This is a genomic window from Phormidium tenue FACHB-1052, from assembly GCF_014696675.1.
GTDB classification, from domain to species: domain Bacteria; phylum Cyanobacteriota; class Cyanobacteriia; order Phormidesmidales; family Phormidesmidaceae; genus Nodosilinea; species Nodosilinea tenuis_A.
Map to the genome: position 1 here is coordinate 770,596 of NZ_JACJQN010000001.1, position 17,005 is coordinate 787,600.

Below are 17,005 nucleotides of genomic sequence, written 5' to 3' on the forward strand. Positions count from 1 at the left end.
AACAGCTACTTAGTGCCAAATAGGCGATCGCCCGCATCCCCCAGCCCTGGCAAAATGTAGCCACGCTCGTCCAGCTTTTCATCTACGGCGGCAGCGTAGAGGGGTACGTCGGGGTGCTCACGGTGGAAGTGGGCGATGCCCTCGGGGGCGGCGAGCAAGCAGAGAAAGCGCAGCGATCGCGGTTTGGCCTGCTTCAGCGGGTATAGTGCTGCCACTGCCGTATTGCCCGTAGCGATCATGGGGTCAACGACAAGAACATCCCTGTCTGACAGATCCTCCGGCACCTTAAAGAAATACTCAATCACCCGCAGGGTTTGGGGATCGCGGTAGAGTCCAATGTGCCCTACCCGCGCCGAGGGCATGAGTTCTAAAATGCCGTCGAGAATGCCCTGCCCCGCCCGCATGATCGAAACCACAACCAGCTTTTTCTCTGGAGCCAGCACCGGGGCTTCCATCGTAGCCATGGGCGTTTGAATGGTTTCTAGCTTGAGGGGCAGATCGCGTGTCACCTCGTAGGCCATCAGCAGGCTAATTTCCTTGAGCAACGTGCGAAACTTTGCCGTGCTGGTCTCAGCTCGACGCATGAGGGTGAGTTTGTGCTGGATGAGGGGGTGGTCGATGAGGTGGAGATCGGGCATGGGAAGTGTAGGGGAAATGGGTAAGCGAGGGAAGGGGAAAATTCAAAATGGAGAATTCAAAATTTTGAATTCTCCATTTTGAATTTTGAACTCTAAAACACCGTGCCATCACTGGCCAATTGAATCGGTGGCCCTCCACCTGCCCGCCTCTCCCCAGCGATCTGTCGCCCCGCTGTCCAGGTGCCACCCTGGAGAACTTTGACCAGGGGTAGCGTTTCGGCATCCAGACTCAACGACTGGCGAAGGTGAGTAGCGAGGTCATCGAGCAGACAGAGGGTGAGGGCACGCCATTCAACAATTAGGGGCGAACCGGGTGTATGGGCGGTTTCAGCCGCAGCGGGATCCTTCAGGCTCAGCACGCCACAGTCCATGAACAGACCCCCGTTGCGGTATTCAGCTAGGCCAGTGAGCTGATCGAGGTTGGTGATGGTGAGGCCCAAGTCTTGCAGGGGTTCCAGCAGTGAATAGGTGAGCCACTGGGAGAGCTTGTGGAAGGGTACTAAGTTGCTGCCGGGGCCAGTATCAGGCAGTTGAGGATGGGGCCACACGTCGCCCAGATTGATCCCCGCCAGCTCTACCCGTCCGGGCCAGATTGGCCCCAAGCCCAGCAGGATGGTTTGCAGGATGGTCGTTGCCGATAGCTGGCTATGGGAGGCAGTTTGTAGCCAGTAATTCACTAAGTTGCCTGGCCGGGGCAGATCAGGCCCAAAGAATTGAGGCTGTTGGTGCAGGGCGTGGCCGAGTTTTTGCAGCAGCGCTACTCGTCCTTCCAGCCCTAGCAGTGGATTGTTGTCGTGAACCTGGAAAGCTTCGACAAGGCGGTTAGCGGTGAGTTGCGTGAGTCCGTGGGCGTCGGCTTGCCAGGGATGGTCGGGTTGGCTAGAGAACAGTCCGGCGGTGAAGCTGTGAAAGCTGGCGATCGCCAATCCTTCCGATCTGGCAAACCCCAGCCCCGTCCCCGGCTCCACGTACCGCCACCGATTCCCCGCCCCGGCATCTAGCAGCACGCTGGTGATCGCCAGATCCACCTTCAGCTTTGTCCGCTCTACAGGATCCAGCCTCGATAACTCTGGCTCTAGAAGGTCTAGGCGCGATCGCCCCGCTACCTCAAAATGCCGCCAGCGGGAGTGAAAGGGAATGTCGCCATCGGGATACTGCTGTCGCATCACGTCGAGCACGTAGGCGGTGGTGGCGGGCAGGGCTTCGGGATGATAGCGAAAATGCTGGAGCCGATCCTGCTCGGCTAAGTGGAAAAGGGCGCGGGTGCGATCGCGAATCGCCTGCGGACGTTGCAGGTAAGCGATCGCGGCCTCCGCCGTAGGGTGGTCACCGCCCACCATCCCACCCCCGCCTAAAGTCACCATTCCTACTCCAAACCCCGCCCTTTGATCTGGGCCAAATCTTCTTCTGTCGGTGCAACCTTGTCGGTGTAGTAGCCCGCCGCCTTCTTGGCCTCAATTTCCACCCGCGCATCGGGCGGCACCAGGTCGTCGGGGATCGGCACCCGCTCGACAATCTCGATGCCCGATCGCACTAGGGCGTTGTACTTCATGTCGCTCATCGACACGAAGCGATCGATGCGGGTCACCCCCAGCCAGTGCAGCACATCGGGCATCAGCTCTTGAAAGCGCACATCCTGCACCCCGGCCACGCATTCGGTGCGGGCAAAGTAGGCGTCGGCGCGATCGCCCCCTTCCTGCCGCTTGCGGGCGTTATACACCAAAAACTTGGTCACTTCCCCCAGGGCGCGCCCTTCCTTGCGGAAGTAGACGATCAGCCCCGCGCCCCCGGCTTGGGCTGTAGCAATACATTCTTCCAGGCCGTGCACTAGGTAAGGGCGGCAGGTGCAAATGTCAGAACCAAACACATCCGAGCCGTTGCATTCGTCGTGAACCCGTACCGCTAGGGGGCGAGCCGGGTCAGTGATCGCGTCAGGATCACCCACGATATACACCGTAATGCCGCCAATGGGGGGCAAAAACACCTTCACATCAAACCGCGTCACCAGCTCAGGGAACATTCCCCCAGTCTGCTCAAACAGGGCGTAGCGCAGATCCTCTTCACTCACCCCCAGGCGCTGGGCCACCCCCGGCAGATACCACACCGGCTCTACGGCTGCTTTTGTCACTACTAGATCGCCGCCGGGTTTAACGATTTTGCCGTCTTCTTTAATTCGTCCCTGGCGCACCGCCTCTAGCAACTCCGGCATTTGAATGTGGGCGCGGGTGACGGCGATCGTGGGGCGAATATCGATGCCTTCAGCAATTTGGGACGCGTATAGGTTGCCGACCAAGGCCCCAAAGGGGTCGAGGGAGACAATTTTTTCAGGGTCAGCCCAGCTGGGATGGGGGCCAATGGGAATAGTGGGCGCTGTATTGGTAAAGTCAGGCTTATGATCAGGATCCAGCACCCCGCTGGCCACCGCCAGGGCGCGGTACACGGCATAGGAGCCAGAATGAGTGCCAATGGCGTTGCGGTGGTTGGGATCGCTAACCGTCGCCACGATCGCCCCACGCTGGAGCGGATCCCCATGGCCCCACTGCACTGGGATGCCTTTGAGCCCAGACCGATTGGAATGAGAGGTGAGCACTATATGGCGGCGCTTGGGCAAGGTTTCCGCCTCGGGTAGACCGGGTTGAGCCAGGTTTCCCGCTGCCAAACCGTTACCATCACTCATAGGTGCCTCATGGAGCAGAAACCACTAATCTGCCACACTTTTTCTCGGATAAACCGCTCACAAGTGACAGACAGCAGTGACTTCATTCTTTCTTGAGTTTACATTGGGGATCAGCCCAATCCTCAGAGGCGCATTGAACGATTCCGATGTCCCATACTCAGGGGTACAGGAAAAAAGATTCACATTGCAACTATTTGGCTTCAACTTTCTCAACTAGGAACTGGGCCTTTGCCACTACCCATGGCTCAGTTTTTTCACTATTTGCTATTTTCTTTAGCGCATCTGCGGCACGATCTTCCCGAATAATACGTCGAGCTGACAAAACCCTAGTCTTTGCACCGCTTTCTTCGTAGCCCTCAATTTTCGTCAAAGCATCAATCAAGTCATCATCATTCTTTTCAGCATCAGAGAATGCTTCAAAGTATTTTACGAAGCATCCCATTCCAATTGATTGGATGCCTCTCTTGAGCTGCTCGTCATCCATTTACACAACCTTGATACTGCATTCGTTAAGACTTCGACAACGACGACTTTGGAAAGTTCGCCTCCCCTGTTGTCTCCGTTGATTTTTCTAGCTTAGTCACTTCCGGCCCAGGCTTAGCTAGCTGGTCTTTAAAGTCGATCCCCAGCATTTCGCTGTAGAGCTTGACGTAGTCGATCGCCGATTTGTCCCAGCTAAAGTCTTGCTCCATGGCCCGCTGCTGTAGCGCCCGCCAGGCATCCTTAAAGCGGTAGCCTTCCCAGGCGCGAATCAGGCAGGTAAACAGATCGAGCGGCTCGTAGCGGTCAAAGCAGTAGCCTGTGCCCGCTTGATGCTCAGGGTCGTGGTGCTGCACCGTATCCACCAGGCCGCCCGTGCGCCGCACTACTGGAATACAGCCGTAGCGCATGGCAATCATCTGGCTAATGCCGCAGGGCTCAAACCGCGACGGCATCAGAAACGCGTCGGCTCCAGCGTAGATGCGGCGACCCAGTCCCTCGCTGTAGAGCAGGTAGGTGGCCATGCGGCCCCGGTAGCGGCTGGCCATCTGCCAGAGCTGGGTTTCGTAGTAGCGATCGCCCGTGCCCAGCAAAATAAACTGCGCATCGGTGTACGACAAAAACCGATCCAAAATTTGCAGAATCAGGTCGAGCCCCTTCTGCTCGACCAATCGGCCCACTAGACCCACCAAAAAAGCCTTTGAGTTGACCTCTAGACCCAGCTCTTCTTGAATAGTGATCTTGTTAGCGCGACGCTGATCGAGGGTGTCAGCGGTGAAGTTTTTAGCGATGTAGCGATCGGTGGCTGGGTCGTAAGACTCATCATCAATGCCATTGAGAATGCCGCTCAGCTTGCCGCTGATAAACGACAGCAGCCCTTCCAGCTCTTCGCCGTAGTCGGGGGTTTTAATTTGCTGGGCATAGGTGGGCGATACCGTGTTGACGCGATCGGCAGCCTGCACCGCCGCCGCCATGGTGTTGTGCCCCTGCATATACCACGGGCACCAGGTAATGCGCTCTAGCTCCCAGCGCCACGGCCCCTGGTAAGCCAGGTTGTGGATCGTAAACACCGTGCCAATGTCGGGCGACTGCTGCATCCACACCGGAATCATGCCCGTGTGCCAGTCGTGGCAGTGAATGATCTGGGGCTTCCAGTAGTTCCAGGCAAACTCAGCCGCGCCGTTGGCAAAGAAGGTAAACCGCCAGGCTTCGTCGTCGCCGCCATAGACCTTGCGAGGGTCAAAGGCGGGATGGCCAAATAGATACACCGGCACGTCCGACTCAGGCAGAGTAGTCTCGTACACCGCAAAGTCGTTAAACATGGCGGTGCCTTTCCACACCGGCTCTTCAGGAATATCGACCTTGTCAGGCAAAAAGCCGTAGTAGGGCATGAAGATGCGCACATCGTGCCCCATTTTGCGCAGCACTTTAGGCAGAGAACCCACGACGTCACCCATACCGCCGACCTTAGCCAGGGGTGCCGCTTCCGCTGCTACAAAAAGAATTTCCATATCGCCCGCCCTGCTGTTGGATCAATCGGTTGTCCTCAGTCTACGGGGGTGTGGGCGTTATGCCTAGATCATTGGCCCTCAGCCATTCTCCATTTCGGGGCCCACGCTCGACCCCGCCGAGAGCTGCCCTTCCCCTCGATCGCAGCTCGGCCAGTTGCCCGATTCACGAGCGGTTTGGGCAACTGGCCCTAGACGATCGCGACCTGCGTCTAGAACGGCAGTGGCCACAGAGGTTGGGCAAGGGCAATGGTCTAGCTCAGGTACTTAGTTAGAGTTTCGCTATATTCGTCGTATTTTTTTGCCCCCACCAAGGTCTCCGCGACATCGCCCTGCTGAAAGAACATCACGGCGGGAATGCTGCGAATGCCGTAGCGCTTGGCCACCGCCTGATTGGCATCTAGATCGAGCTTGAGGACTTTGACGCGATCGCCGTATTCGTCGGCTAGCTGATCCATCAGCGGGGCCACTAGCTTGCAGGGGCCACACCAGGCCGCCGTACAATCGACCACAAACAATGACTCTGCACTGAGCAACGCATCAAACTCAGTTTCGTTTTCAATGTAGGCAGCGGGCATAGGTGAAATCTCAGTTAAAAGCCTATTCTCCCACGGGGATGGTTCAGGAAACCGGTCGCTCCCCATCGCCCCTTTCCCTAGATAAAGTGGGCGAGGCGGCTAAAACTGACCTAAGCAAGAATTTGCTCAAAGTCGGGGCCATCAAAATATACAAAACTTTACAAGTAAAACGCTAGATATACGGTTGCACGTTGTTTGTTGCTCCACAACTAGTTTTTATTTAGCAATTTGACCGTCTAAGGTTCCACCAGCTTTTCAAACGTGCTAGGGTATCTCCAGAGATTTAGAGTTCGGTTAGCAGCATTTGTTTCTAGTACTAACGAGTTTTTCCGTTTTTCCATTGACAGACTTCTCTCCGAAATTTTGCTCTGTACATCCTTTAATTTTTGGAGAAAAGATATGTCAATCTACGTAGGCAACCTGTCCTATGACGCTACCAGCGAAGACCTAACCTCTGTATTTGCAGAGTACGGGTCTGTTAAGCGGGTACAACTTCCCACCGATCGTGAAACCGGGCGCATGCGCGGCTTTGCCTTCGTTGAGATGTCTGCTGATTCTGAAGAAAACGCCGCCATCGAAGCCCTAGACGGTGCTGAGTGGATGGGTCGTGACCTCAAAGTCAACAAAGCTAAGCCCCGTGAAGATCGCGGTGGCGGCGGTGGTAACTTTGGTGGTGGCGGCGGTGGTCGTCGTGGCGGTGGCGACAGCTTCTCCCGCGGCGGTTACTAAATCTGTCCTGCGGCTTGGCTCTAAACGCTAGGCTACCAGCAGTAAAAAGGGACTTAGGCATGACTGCCTAAGTCCCTTTTTTAATGTATGTTCTTCATCGTCTCTTACCCCAACGTGGCGCTAAGACGGCATCAGTACCTCTTGGCTGATGCCGTTGTTGATGGAGTGATTATGGGGCGACACTTGCAGCATATCGGTGAGCAGCGTAGTGGGGGGCTGGCTGTGGGGCCAGGCAAAGGCGTGGCGAAAGGCCGCTTCCTGGCAGGCTTGCAGCTCTTCAAAGCCGATCACGTCGTGGGTGAGCAGGTTTTCGTACTCAAAGGGCAGTCGCACGTTATGCAGCCCGGCGTTGTCGGTGCAGATGGCAATATCGACCCCGGCCTCAAAGCAGCGATCGAACACGACCTTGAGCTGACTAATCTCCTCTAGGGTGCCGGTCTTGAGGTAGGTGGTGGGGCACACCTCCAAGCACTGGCCTCGGGCCGCCACCTCCGGCAGCAGCTCCGGGTGCCGCAGTGGAATTTGAATGCCGTGGCCAATCCGCATCAGGTAGGGCAGCAGCTTGGGATGGTCGCCATCGACAGTTTCGTAGAGGTGGCCTGTGGTTTTGAGGCCTAGATCCTGGGCGCGTTGGTAGAGTTGGGTAAATTCGTCGATGCGATCGCCGTACTTGGCATCACCGCCCGCCACATCCACAGCGCACACGTACTCAGGGTATTGCCCCGCCAGTTCCACAATCGCCTGGTTCACCTCGTGGGGCAGCCGCGAGTGCATACAGAGAATCTGCTTAGTCACAATCGGGTACTCAGGTTGCTGGCTGGCTCGCCCGACAATTTCGACAATCTCAGCCATCGCCTCAATGCGCTGGTTCTGGGTCAAATGCTCAGGGGTGCGCAGGTAGGGGGTGTAGCGCAGCTCTAAGTAGGCCAGATTTTCAAAAATGTAGGCACCCCGAATCAAGCGATAGATGAAGTAGGGCAAAGCCTCGTAGGTTTGCACACTCTCGACGAGGGTATGCAGCTCTAGATACTCTGCGAGGGTGTTGCGAGGACGGGTGTAAAACTGCTCAAACGCCGGATAATCAGCAAACTGGCCCGACAGATCGGGGCGATTGCGCTCAAAATAGCGCCACAGTACTCGGGGTACGACAGAACCGCCCAGATGGCGGTGTAGCTCGGCATATAGACTCACGGGAACCTCCGCCTTAGTGAAGATTTGATGGGCTAAGCCCGCGATCGCCCCTCCGAACCGACGCGTCTCTTGCGGAGAGGCTGCGCCCATGGCGATCGCAAATCCGTAGGAAATCTGAAGAAATGTAAACTCAATCTGCCTCCGTTCTATCGCATATTTCACTCATTGGGTATAAGGTTAAACACATTTAATTTGCTAGGGGTTCGGGCTTTAGGTAGAATTACCCCTTGAGCAGCGCTGCAAATTCCAAGTTGACACAATGACATTTACCTAGTGATAATGGGAATTTGTGTGAACTTTAGAGCCTGAATTCCCTTGGCAAACGTTGTAGTAATTGGGGCCCAGTGGGGCGACGAAGGTAAGGGCAAAATTACCGATTTGCTGAGTCGTTCGGCAGACGTAGTTGTGCGCTACCAGGGTGGGGTCAACGCCGGTCATACCGTCGTTGTTAAAGATCAAACCTTCAAGCTGCACCTGATTCCCTCCGGCATCCTCTACCCCGATACTGAGTGCGTCATTGGCAGTGGCACCGTTATTGACCCCAAGGCTCTAATCGGCGAACTCGACAAACTCGTCGAGCTAGGCATTTCCACCAAAAACCTCTTCATCTCTAACGCGGCCCACGTCACCATGCCCTATCACCGCCTGATCGATCAGGCGTCGGAGGAGCGCCGGGGCAACCACAAAATTGGCACCACCAAGCGCGGCATTGGCCCCACCTACGCCGACAAGTCTGAGCGCATCGGCATCCGCATCATTGACCTGATGGACTACGCCCGCCTCCGCAAGCAGCTGGAGTGGACGATTCAGTACAAAAACGGCATTCTCGAAAAGCTCTACGACCTCGCCCCCCTCGACCCAGCGGCGGTGATTGACGAATACATTGAGTACGCCGAGCGGCTGCGGCCCCACATCATCGACAGTTCGCTGCACGTCTACCAGGCTATTCGCCAGCGCAAAAATGTGCTGTTTGAAGGGGCCCAGGGCACGCTGCTCGACCTCGACCACGGCACCTATCCCTACGTTACCTCCTCTAACCCGGTGGCGGGCGGGGCCTGCATTGGCACCGGCATTGGCCCCACGGTGATCGACCGGGTGATCGGGGTGGCCAAGGCCTATACCACCCGGGTCGGGGAAGGCCCCTTCCCCACCGAGCTGACCGGCGGCATGGGTGAGTTGCTCTGCGATCGCGGGGCCGAGTTTGGCACCACCACCGGTCGCCGCCGCCGCTGCGGCTGGTTTGATGCCGTGATTGGCCGCTACGCGGTGCGCATCAATGGCCTCGACTGCCTCGCCGTCACCAAGCTCGATGTGCTCGACGATGTCGACGAGATTGAGGTGTGCGTGGCCTACGAACTAGACGGTGAGCGCTGCGAAGAGCTGCCAGCCAGTGCTGAGGCCTTTGGCCGCTGCAAGCCGATCTACAAAACCATGCCCGGGTGGAAGCAGCCCACCGACCACTGCCGATCGCTGAGCGACCTGCCCAAAGCTGCCCTAGACTATCTCAAGTTTTTGGCGGAATTGATGGAAGTGCCGATCGCGATCGTGTCGCTCGGGGCTAGCCGCGACCAGACTATCATCGTAGAAGACCCCATCCACGGGCCGAAGCGGGCGCTGCTCTACGAGAATGGCGAGTCCCAGGTAGCCTAGGGCTTGGCAGGTTTGTTTTTTTGAATTTATTTCTAACGGGGGGATTTTCCATGGAACTGACTATTGAGTGCAAATCGCGCGATGCAAAGGCTAAGCCTAACGCCCTACGCCGCGAAGGGCTGCTGCCGGTAGTTCTTTACGGTCACCAAGGCACTGAGTCGGTGTCGCTGACCGTCAACCAAAAAGATGCTGACCTGCTGCTGCGCAAGGCCGCCGTCAACAACACCATGATTGACCTCAAAATTCCAGATATGCCTTGGAATGGCAAGGCTCTGCTGCGGGAAGTTCAGGCCCACCCCTGGAAGAAAACCGTGTACCACCTCAGCTTCTTTGCCGTTAAGGCCCAGGATTTTGTGGAAGTGGGCGTAGTGCTCAACTTTGTGGGGGAGCCCACGGGTGTGAAAGACGATGGCGGTGTGCTCAACACTGAGATCAACGAAGTTACGGTCAAGTGTAAGGCGATCGACATCCCTGAGGCGATTGAGGTAGATGTATCTGGGCTGGCTGTGGGTGACTCACTCACCGTGGCTGACCTGGTGCTGCCCGAGGGCGCTGTGGTAGCTGGCGACCAAACTCAAACCATTGCTACGGTGCTCCAGGGCCGCATGGCTGAGGGCGAAGGCGAGGCCGAAGCGGCGGCAGAATAGGCTGGCTCGCTAATACGGCAAGTTTTAATCCCTAGGGGCTAGGAAACATATTCCTGGCCCCTTTGTAGCGTTAGGCACTTTTTGGCAGGTAGAATATGGCCGATTTTGCACTTCCCGAGTTGATTCAGCAGATGAGTCAGCCGGGGTTTTATCCCCACCCGGTAGTTGAGCCGATTCGGCTGCTGCAAACCCACGTGTCCTATGTGCTGCTGACCGGCGACTACGCTTACAAAGTGAAAAAGCCGGTAAATTTCGGCTTTCTAGACTATTCCACCCTGGAGAAGCGGCAGCACTTTTGCCAAGAGGAACTGCGGCTTAACCAGCGGGGGGCCGGAGCGCTGTACCTAGAGGTGGTCGCTCTGGGCCAGACCGGCGATACCTACCACCTGGGCAGCGGCACGCCCGTGGAGTATGCCGTCAAAATGGTTCAGTTTCCGCAGGATACGCTGCTCAGTTCCCTGTATGATCGCGGCGAACTCACCCCAGCCCTGATGGTAGAGCTAGCAGCGGCAGTGGCCGACTTTCACCTGGGAGCCGAAACTAATGACCACATCCGCACCTTTGGCGCAGTGGAGCAGATTCGCCAGGCCTTTGACGAAAACTACGAGCAGACCACTGGCTTTATCGGCGGCCCCCAGACCCAGGCCCAATTCAATGAGACCAAGGCCTACACCGACTCTTTCTTTGCGGCCCATGGCGATCTGTTTAAACGGCGGGTTGAACAAAACTGGATTCGCGCCTGCCACGGCGACCTGCACCTAAACAATCTGTGTCGCTGGCAAGATCAACTCTATCTCTTTGACTGCATCGAGTTTAACGAGCCCTTTCGCTACGTCGATGTGATGTACGACGTCGGCTTTGTGGTGATGGATTTGCTGTCTAAGGACTGCGCTACTCTGGCTACGGTGTTCTTAAACCACTATGTAGAGCGCACTGGCGACTGGGAAGGGGTGCAGCTGCTGCCCCTGTACATTAGCCGCCAGGCCTACGTGCGGGCCAAGGTGACCTCATTTTTGCTCGGCGACCCGTCGGTGGATGAGGAGAGTAAGCGCAAGGCTGCTGAGACGGCGGCTAGCTACTACCGCCTCGCCTGGTCGGTGTGTCAGCCCCGCAGCGGTGCAGTTTATGTGATGGCTGGGCTATCCGGTTCGGGTAAGTCCACCACCGCTCGGCAGTTAGCGAGTCAAATCAACGGCATTCACCTGCGCAGCGATGCGGTGCGCAAGCACCTAGCCGGGGTGCCCTTAGACCAACGAGGCGACGACAGCCTCTACACCCCAGCCATGACGGAGAAAACCTACGATCGCCTCCTCACCCTGGGTATTGCCCTAGCCCAGGCAGGCTACCCGGTAATTCTCGATGCCAAGTACGATCGCCAGGCCCTGCGTCAGACTGCAATTGAGACCATTCAGCAGGCAGAACTGCCGGTGAGCATTTTGCACTGCACGGCTCCCCCTGAGGTATTGGAGCAGCGGGTGCGCGATCGCGCGGGGGACATTGCTGACGCCACCGTAGCGGTGCTCCAGCGCCAGCAGATGGAGCCCTTTACTGCGGTTGAGCAGCCGCTGGTGCAGGCGATCGACACCACCCAGGCGGTGCCCCTGCAAATAGCCGCTATAGTAGGGGCATAGGCGCTTGCCTAGCCTCGCTAGCGCCCCAGAGAGGATGTACCGGTGGCCGACAAAATTATTCCACCAGCGCTAAAAATTTGGCTGGCCTTTCTATTTATATTCTTGCTGCTGGGCTATGGCGTGGTGCCCAGCATTTTGTTGGGAGCGGTGGCTGGGTTTGCCGGAGGCACCATCAATGCGTGGTGGATGACCCCTGGTGGCGAGCCCACCACCACCCTAGAACTGCCGGCCCCGCTGCGCCAGCTCAACCCGAGACGGCTGCCCCTGGGCAACCTCTTGCGGCGCGGCGGCACCCAGCGGTTGCCACGGTTGCCTCGGGCGCGGCGGTAGGGCAGACGGGAGAATACGGGCATACTGAGCGGGAGAATCTTACCCCCGTCCAGCATGTCAGAACGAGCGTATTGGGTGGCCTGGGCTCAGGCCCACGGCCTTGGCCCAATTTTGTTGAAGCGACTGTGCAGCCACTTTGGCACCCTATCCAGCGCCTGGCATGCTGATGGAGCTGACCTGCTAGAGGTAGAAGGTATTGGCCTGGGGACGGGGGCCAAGCTGGTGGAGTATCGGCAGAAAATTTCTCCGCTAGAGCTACTGGCCAGCTACGAACAGCAGCACTCCAATTTTTGGACACCAGCCGATGCGGAGTACCCAGCCCTACTCTACGAAATTACTGACCCGCCACCGCTGCTGTTTTATCGGGGACAGCCTGAGTTGGCCGCTGCCCTGCGCCTGGTGCCATCGGTTGGGGTGGTGGGCACGCGCAACCCATCGGACTACGGCCAGCGCTGGACTCGCCGTCTGACTCAGCAACTGGTGACCCACAATGTGATTGTGATCTCGGGGCTGGCCAAGGGGGTCGATCGCTACGCCCACCAGCAGACCCTAGACAGCCACGGTCTCACCATCGCGGTGCTGGGGACGGGGGTTGACCAGGTTTACCCTCTGGTCAACCGCGATCTGCACGATCGCATTGCCCGCCACGGTCTGTTGCTCAGCGAGCACCCCGACGGCACTCCCCCCGATCGCGCCCACTTTCCCCGCCGCAACCGCATCATTGCCGGGCTCAGCCGAGCGGTGGTGGTGACCGAGGCCCCGGCGCGATCGGGGGCACTGATTACAGCGCAGTTGGCCAATGACTATGGCCGCGATGTATTTGCGGTACCGGGGTCGCTGGATAACCTCAACAGCGAGGGTTGCCTAGGGCTGATCAACCAGGGTGCCCAAATGATTTTGAACGACATGACGCTGATCGCCGCTCTCGGCCAGATGCCCCAGATCGGCAGTGAATCGGCGGGCGATGCCTTGACGGGAAAGGGCGATTCGCGAAGCGATCCGTCCCGGAATCGCCCAACCGTAAGTCCCCCGGTGCTGCCGCCCTTATCCCCAGTTATGGCCCAGGTAATAGCCGCTATTAGCGACGAGCCGATTTCCCTCGACGGCCTAGTGCAGCAGCTGGCCCAGCCCACCGGGGAGGTGCTGGCCACCCTCGTGCAGCTAGAGCTGATGGGTCTGGTCACCCAGCTGCCGGGCATGCGTTACCAGCGCGGTTAGACGTCGTGCCACACCGATTGGTCGCAGCGCTGCTGCAAAAACTCGAACCGCAGGCTGCCTAGCTTCACCAAGTCGCCGTCTTGCAGGTAGTGGCGCTGGGCCGGAGCCAGGCGGCGACCATTCACCCAGGTGCCCCCATTGCTGCCCAGGTCGGTGAGAAAAAAACCCTGCACTGGGTCAAAGTTGAGGGCCGCATGGCAGTCGGCAATCCCCGGCTGGGGCATGGGCACGGCGCAGCGGCGACTCTGCCCCAGCAGCCAGCGGGTGCTGCACAGCGTGACCTGAATGGCGCGATCGGCGTTGATATTGGTGCTGAGAAAGGCGCGATCGGTGGCCACAATGCCCTGCACATACCAGTCGGTGCGGTAGCAATGGTTTTGGGCCGTCAGAATGGGGTCAATAATATCGGCCACTTGCTCTAGGTCATAGCTCAAGTTGCGAAAGAGCGTATCTAGCATCCAGGGAGGCGAAGTGATTCCCGTTGGGGTCACTTCGCGAATCGCACCATTACCTGCTTGGGGAACAGTGCTAAATCGCTGATCTGGATCGGCAGAAAAGAAGGGGGAGGAAACCATAACAAACCGTCGTTTTACCGCTAACTACGTCTCTAAAACAGGTCATTTATCAACCGCAGCCTGGGCCGTAGCCTTATTTGGAAGGGGTGGGGTTGGGTGTAACCTGGCTTATGCACCTGCCCAAAGTTCAACAGGTAACGTTGGGCGTTGTAGAGAAACTCCTTAGGGACTGTGAGAATCACATGTGACGATTTTCCTCAGGTGCCTCGCCCAGTCAGGCTTGGCTCCTGCCATTAAACTGGGTTTCTACAGTAGGCACAATGCCGGGGCTAGGGATGCTTATAAAAGCTTTATAGTTTCTCCGCAAATCTACCGTTGAGCTTTAATCCGCTACTGGCACCGGCAGAGTTTGGCTCTACTCTGCTATATCATCGGAGGGTTCATTAAATGCCTGGCCAGGGTCTAACCCCGTGAACCCCTCCACCCGTGCTCAGCCACCGTTGAGCTTTATTCCCCCCGAGTTAGATACTCGGGTGCTAGCCCTGGTGCGCCTGGGGCTACCCTACTGGATGCGCTGGCGAGAACAGGTTCAGCACGTAGAGGTGGTCAACGCCGAGGGGCTGGTGCAGTTATTCAAAGCATTTGATGCTGGAGAAACCCGGTTTCTACTGGCCTTCCGCCATCCCAGCCCGCTCGACTCATTTTGCATAGGACATTTGCTGTGGTATGCGGTACCCCAGCGAGCCCGAGAATTGGGTGTTGAGCTCAAGCGCCCGGTTCACGTGCACTTCATCTACGATCGAGGCATTCCCCTTTGGGCTGGTGCTTGGGTCGGCAAGCTCTACGCCAAACTGGGCGGCACCCCCATCCAGCGGGGCAAAGTCGATCGCCAGGGGCTGCGATCGGCCCGTCATTTGCTGGCCAATGGGCAGTTTCCCCTCGCCGCTGCTCCCGAGGGCGGCAACAACGGCCACACCGAAATTGTCAGCCCCCTAGAGCCAGGGGTGAGCCAGATGGCCTTTTGGTGTGTCGAAGATTTGCACAGCCAGGGACGCGCAGAGCAGATGGCGATCGCCCCTCTGGGCATCTCCTACCGCTACATCACACCGCCCTGGCGCGAACTCGATCGCTGGCTCGATCGCCTAGAGCAGGAGACTAGTTTGGCTCCACAGAAGCATCTCTACCCGCCCGGCGACACCTCTAAAACCGCCATTGAGCAGCGCTATCGTCGGCTCTCCGACTTGGGTGAGCGTCTGCTCACCCTGATAGAAAATTATTACCGCCGGGTATATCGCGTGGCGCTTCCCGTAGTCGATTCTAGCGATCGCCTCGATGCTACGCCCCCGACTAACGCCCTGAGCAATCGCCTCGAAGCCCTGATGAATGCGGCCCTACAGGTGGCTGAAAGCTATTTCCAGCTCCAGCCCAAAGGCAGCTCCATTGACCGCTGCCGCCGCATTGAGCAAGCCGGGTGGGAGCATATCTTTCGTCAAGACGTTGCGGGCAACCCACGACTGTCAGCGGTGGAGCTGGGGCTGGCCGATCGCGAGGCCGAAGAAGCCTCCCTGCGCATGTGGCACATGCGCCTAGTGGAGAGCTTCATTGCCGTCACGGGCCAGTACGTACGCCAGCGGCCCTCCGCTGAGCGCTTTGCCGAAACAGTGATGATTCTGCGCGATACGGTGTGCTTAATCCAGGGCAAAAACCCCTTCCCACGGCCCAAGCTGGGGCCACAGCGGGCGGTGCTCACGGTGGGGGAGCCGATCTCGGTGAGCGATCGCTGGCCCGCTTACAAAGCCAACCGCAAACAGGCCGTCGCCCAGCTCACCGCCGACCTGCAAGCGTCGCTAGAAGCCATGATTCCCCCGCCGCCTTCGGTATGATGGGCTAGGTTCTCTACGAGGCTGGCGCGGTGAACGACCTCTATCAGCGGTACATCGACACCTACCGCAAACTGAATCTGTTTCCGCTGCTCAAGTCAGAGGATATTGAGCGGTTTCGCATTACCCACAGTGCTGAAACCCTGGCCCGGCTGCGCAGCGCCATTGTCGCCAGCGAGGCCAACGGCAAGCTGATCTTTACGGGGCATCGGGGCTGCGGCAAAACCACCCTCCTCAATGAACTGGCCCTAGAGGTTCGCAAGCGGGGTCTGTTCGTCGAGTTTTTCTCCATCGCCAATATGGTGGAGATGTCGGATGTGAACCATATCAATATTCTCTATGCGATCGCCCTGCGGCTGCTGCGACGAGCTATCCGCAACGATGTGCCGATTCCTGAAAGCACCCGCGAGAGCCTAAAGAGCTGGTTTACCCAAACCAAGTCAGTCACCTACACCGATCAGCTCAAGAAAGAGACTGCCCTGGGTGGCGACTTTTTCAAAGTGTTTACCGCCAAACTGCAAAAAGAAGACTCTTTTCGCCAAGAGATTAAAGAGACCTACGAGCGGCGGGTGTCTGAGCTGGCTCAGCACATCGATCTGATTGCCGCCGCCATTCAAACCGCTACGGGCAAGGAAGTCTTGGTGATCATTGATGATCTGGACAAGCTCGATCTGGGCGTGGTGGAGCCTATCTTCCGCGACAACATCAATGCCCTCTTTTCCCCTCAAATTCGCATTCTGTTTACCATTCCCATTGCGGTAGTGCGTGAGCCAGAATTGGTCGAAATTTTAGAAACCCAAAGCTCGATTTTGCTGCTCTCGGTGACCAAATTTTTTACCCGCGATGCCTCTCACCAGCCTGATGCCCAGCCCATAGAAGCCAACGTGGCCCGACTGCAAAGCATGCTAGAAAAGCGCATCGATGCCGACTTGATCGAACCCGAGGTGATGCGGCAAATGGTATTGCTCAGTGGTGGTGTGCTGCGCGAACTGGTACGGCTGGGGCAAGAATGCTGCCGCGAATGCATGCTGCGCTTTGAGCTGGAGCCTGAGATTCGCGAGGTGAAAATTGACAGCGAGATTTTGGCCGCCGCTGTGAGAGAACTTCGCAAGCAGTACGCTCGGCCCTTGGGCAACAACCTCTACGAACTGTTGCGGCAAACCTACGAGTCGTTTACGCCGCCCGATACAGGCGATCCTAAGTTTTTAGAACTCCTCCACGGGCTGTATGTGTTGGAATATGAGAATGATGATCTCTGGTACGACCTACACCCCTTGGTAACTGACCTGCTAAAGCGCAAAAAACTGATCTAACCCACAGATCCCAAGGTTCT

The 17,005-nt window shown here is 57.5% G+C and carries 17 protein-coding genes; 8 read left to right on the forward strand and 9 right to left on the reverse strand.

Annotated features, from left to right (window positions below; all coding sequences use genetic code 11):
* Positions 1 to 5: 5 nt before the first annotated feature.
* From upp to trxA, 7 genes are all read right to left on the reverse strand, one after another.
* Positions 6 to 638, reverse strand: coding sequence for a uracil phosphoribosyltransferase (upp, locus tag H6G07_RS03555; RefSeq protein WP_073606399.1), 633 nt, complete (start codon positions 636 to 638; stop codon positions 6 to 8).
* A 92-nt stretch (positions 639 to 730) separates the two neighbouring features.
* Positions 731 to 2,002 (reverse strand): URC4/urg3 family protein, encoded by a 1,272-nt coding sequence (locus tag H6G07_RS03560; protein ID WP_073606398.1) that lies wholly within the window; start codon positions 2,000 to 2,002, stop codon positions 731 to 733.
* Positions 2,003 to 2,004: 2 nt separating this feature from the next.
* Complete coding sequence (locus tag H6G07_RS03565; RefSeq protein ID WP_199311854.1) at positions 2,005 to 3,315, reverse strand: GTP cyclohydrolase II; 1,311 nt, start codon at positions 3,313 to 3,315, stop codon at positions 2,005 to 2,007.
* Positions 3,316 to 3,505: 190 nt separating this feature from the next.
* Positions 3,506 to 3,799 (reverse strand): hypothetical protein, encoded by a 294-nt coding sequence (locus H6G07_RS03570; RefSeq protein WP_073606397.1) that lies wholly within the window; start codon positions 3,797 to 3,799, stop codon positions 3,506 to 3,508.
* Positions 3,800 to 3,824: 25 nt separating this feature from the next.
* Entirely contained in the window at positions 3,825 to 5,306 is a 1,482-nt protein-coding gene (glgA, locus tag H6G07_RS03575; RefSeq protein ID WP_084172806.1) for a glycogen synthase GlgA, read from the reverse strand.
* Between the two features lie 78 nt (positions 5,307 to 5,384).
* Positions 5,385 to 5,534: a hypothetical protein gene (locus tag H6G07_RS03580; RefSeq protein WP_171972925.1), complete on the reverse strand. Its 150-nt coding sequence runs from the start codon at positions 5,532 to 5,534 to the stop codon at positions 5,385 to 5,387.
* A 23-nt stretch (positions 5,535 to 5,557) separates the two neighbouring features.
* Positions 5,558 to 5,881, reverse strand: coding sequence for a thioredoxin (trxA, locus tag H6G07_RS03585; RefSeq protein ID WP_073606396.1), 324 nt, complete (start codon positions 5,879 to 5,881; stop codon positions 5,558 to 5,560).
* A gap of 399 nt (positions 5,882 to 6,280) precedes the next feature.
* Here trxA and rbp point away from each other — a divergent pair, with 399 nt between their 5' ends.
* Positions 6,281 to 6,610, forward strand: coding sequence for an RNA-binding regulator (gene rbp, locus H6G07_RS03590; RefSeq protein WP_073606395.1), 330 nt, complete (start codon positions 6,281 to 6,283; stop codon positions 6,608 to 6,610).
* A 120-nt stretch (positions 6,611 to 6,730) separates the two neighbouring features.
* Here the strand turns inward: rbp and H6G07_RS03595 are convergent, their stop codons facing one another.
* Entirely contained in the window at positions 6,731 to 7,801 is a 1,071-nt protein-coding gene (locus tag H6G07_RS03595; RefSeq protein ID WP_073607000.1) for an adenosine deaminase, read from the reverse strand.
* Positions 7,802 to 8,116: 315 nt separating this feature from the next.
* Here H6G07_RS03595 and H6G07_RS03600 point away from each other — a divergent pair, with 315 nt between their 5' ends.
* From H6G07_RS03600 to dprA, 5 genes are all read left to right on the forward strand, one after another.
* On the forward strand, positions 8,117 to 9,451 hold the full coding sequence (locus tag H6G07_RS03600) for an adenylosuccinate synthase (protein WP_073606394.1): 1,335 nt from the start codon (positions 8,117 to 8,119) through the stop codon (positions 9,449 to 9,451).
* A 50-nt stretch (positions 9,452 to 9,501) separates the two neighbouring features.
* Complete coding sequence (locus H6G07_RS03605; protein WP_073606393.1) at positions 9,502 to 10,098, forward strand: 50S ribosomal protein L25/general stress protein Ctc; 597 nt, start codon at positions 9,502 to 9,504, stop codon at positions 10,096 to 10,098.
* 95 nt (positions 10,099 to 10,193) lie between these two features.
* Entirely contained in the window at positions 10,194 to 11,729 is a 1,536-nt protein-coding gene (locus tag H6G07_RS03610) for a bifunctional aminoglycoside phosphotransferase/ATP-binding protein (RefSeq protein ID WP_073606392.1), read from the forward strand.
* A gap of 42 nt (positions 11,730 to 11,771) precedes the next feature.
* A complete protein-coding gene (locus H6G07_RS03615) occupies positions 11,772 to 12,059 on the forward strand; it encodes a hypothetical protein (protein ID WP_073606391.1) in 288 nt (95 codons plus the stop codon).
* A 54-nt stretch (positions 12,060 to 12,113) separates the two neighbouring features.
* Positions 12,114 to 13,277 carry a DNA-processing protein DprA gene (gene dprA / locus H6G07_RS03620; protein WP_073606390.1) on the forward strand — a complete coding sequence of 388 codons (1,164 nt, stop codon included), beginning with the start codon at positions 12,114 to 12,116 and terminating at the stop codon, positions 13,275 to 13,277.
* Here dprA and H6G07_RS03625 read toward each other — a convergent pair.
* Positions 13,274 to 13,852 carry an FHA domain-containing protein gene (locus tag H6G07_RS03625; protein WP_073606389.1) on the reverse strand — a complete coding sequence of 193 codons (579 nt, stop codon included), beginning with the start codon at positions 13,850 to 13,852 and terminating at the stop codon, positions 13,274 to 13,276. The two genes, dprA and H6G07_RS03625, sit on opposite strands and share 4 nt — an antisense overlap.
* A 410-nt stretch (positions 13,853 to 14,262) precedes the next feature.
* Here H6G07_RS03625 and H6G07_RS03630 point away from each other — a divergent pair, with 410 nt between their 5' ends.
* Both H6G07_RS03630 and H6G07_RS03635 read left to right on the forward strand, forming a co-directional pair.
* Positions 14,263 to 15,675 (forward strand): 1-acyl-sn-glycerol-3-phosphate acyltransferase, encoded by a 1,413-nt coding sequence (locus H6G07_RS03630; protein ID WP_073606388.1) that lies wholly within the window; start codon positions 14,263 to 14,265, stop codon positions 15,673 to 15,675.
* Between the two features lie 29 nt (positions 15,676 to 15,704).
* Complete coding sequence (locus tag H6G07_RS03635; protein WP_073606387.1) at positions 15,705 to 16,985, forward strand: P-loop NTPase fold protein; 1,281 nt, start codon at positions 15,705 to 15,707, stop codon at positions 16,983 to 16,985.
* Positions 16,986 to 17,005 lie beyond the last annotated feature (20 nt).

Excerpts from the sequence above, each read along its gene's own strand:
- rbp (WP_073606395.1), top strand. The coding sequence starts at position 6,281 with ATGTCAATCTACGTAGGCAACCTGTCCTATGACGCTACCAGCGAAGAC.
- dprA (WP_073606390.1), top strand. The coding sequence starts at position 12,114 with ATGTCAGAACGAGCGTATTGGGTGGCCTGGGCTCAGGCCCACGGCCTT.
- H6G07_RS03605 (WP_073606393.1), top strand. The coding sequence starts at position 9,502 with ATGGAACTGACTATTGAGTGCAAATCGCGCGATGCAAAGGCTAAGCCT.
- glgA (WP_084172806.1), bottom strand. The coding sequence starts at position 5,306 with ATGGAAATTCTTTTTGTAGCAGCGGAAGCGGCACCCCTGGCTAAGGTC.
- H6G07_RS03565 (WP_199311854.1), bottom strand. The coding sequence starts at position 3,315 with ATGAGTGATGGTAACGGTTTGGCAGCGGGAAACCTGGCTCAACCCGGT.
- trxA (WP_073606396.1), bottom strand. The coding sequence starts at position 5,881 with ATGCCCGCTGCCTACATTGAAAACGAAACTGAGTTTGATGCGTTGCTC.
- H6G07_RS03610 (WP_073606392.1), top strand. The coding sequence starts at position 10,194 with ATGGCCGATTTTGCACTTCCCGAGTTGATTCAGCAGATGAGTCAGCCG.
- upp (WP_073606399.1), bottom strand. The coding sequence starts at position 638 with ATGCCCGATCTCCACCTCATCGACCACCCCCTCATCCAGCACAAACTC.
- H6G07_RS03625 (WP_073606389.1), bottom strand. The coding sequence starts at position 13,852 with ATGGTTTCCTCCCCCTTCTTTTCTGCCGATCCAGATCAGCGATTTAGC.
- H6G07_RS03560 (WP_073606398.1), bottom strand. The coding sequence starts at position 2,002 with ATGGTGACTTTAGGCGGGGGTGGGATGGTGGGCGGTGACCACCCTACG.
- H6G07_RS03570 (WP_073606397.1), bottom strand. The coding sequence starts at position 3,799 with ATGGATGACGAGCAGCTCAAGAGAGGCATCCAATCAATTGGAATGGGA.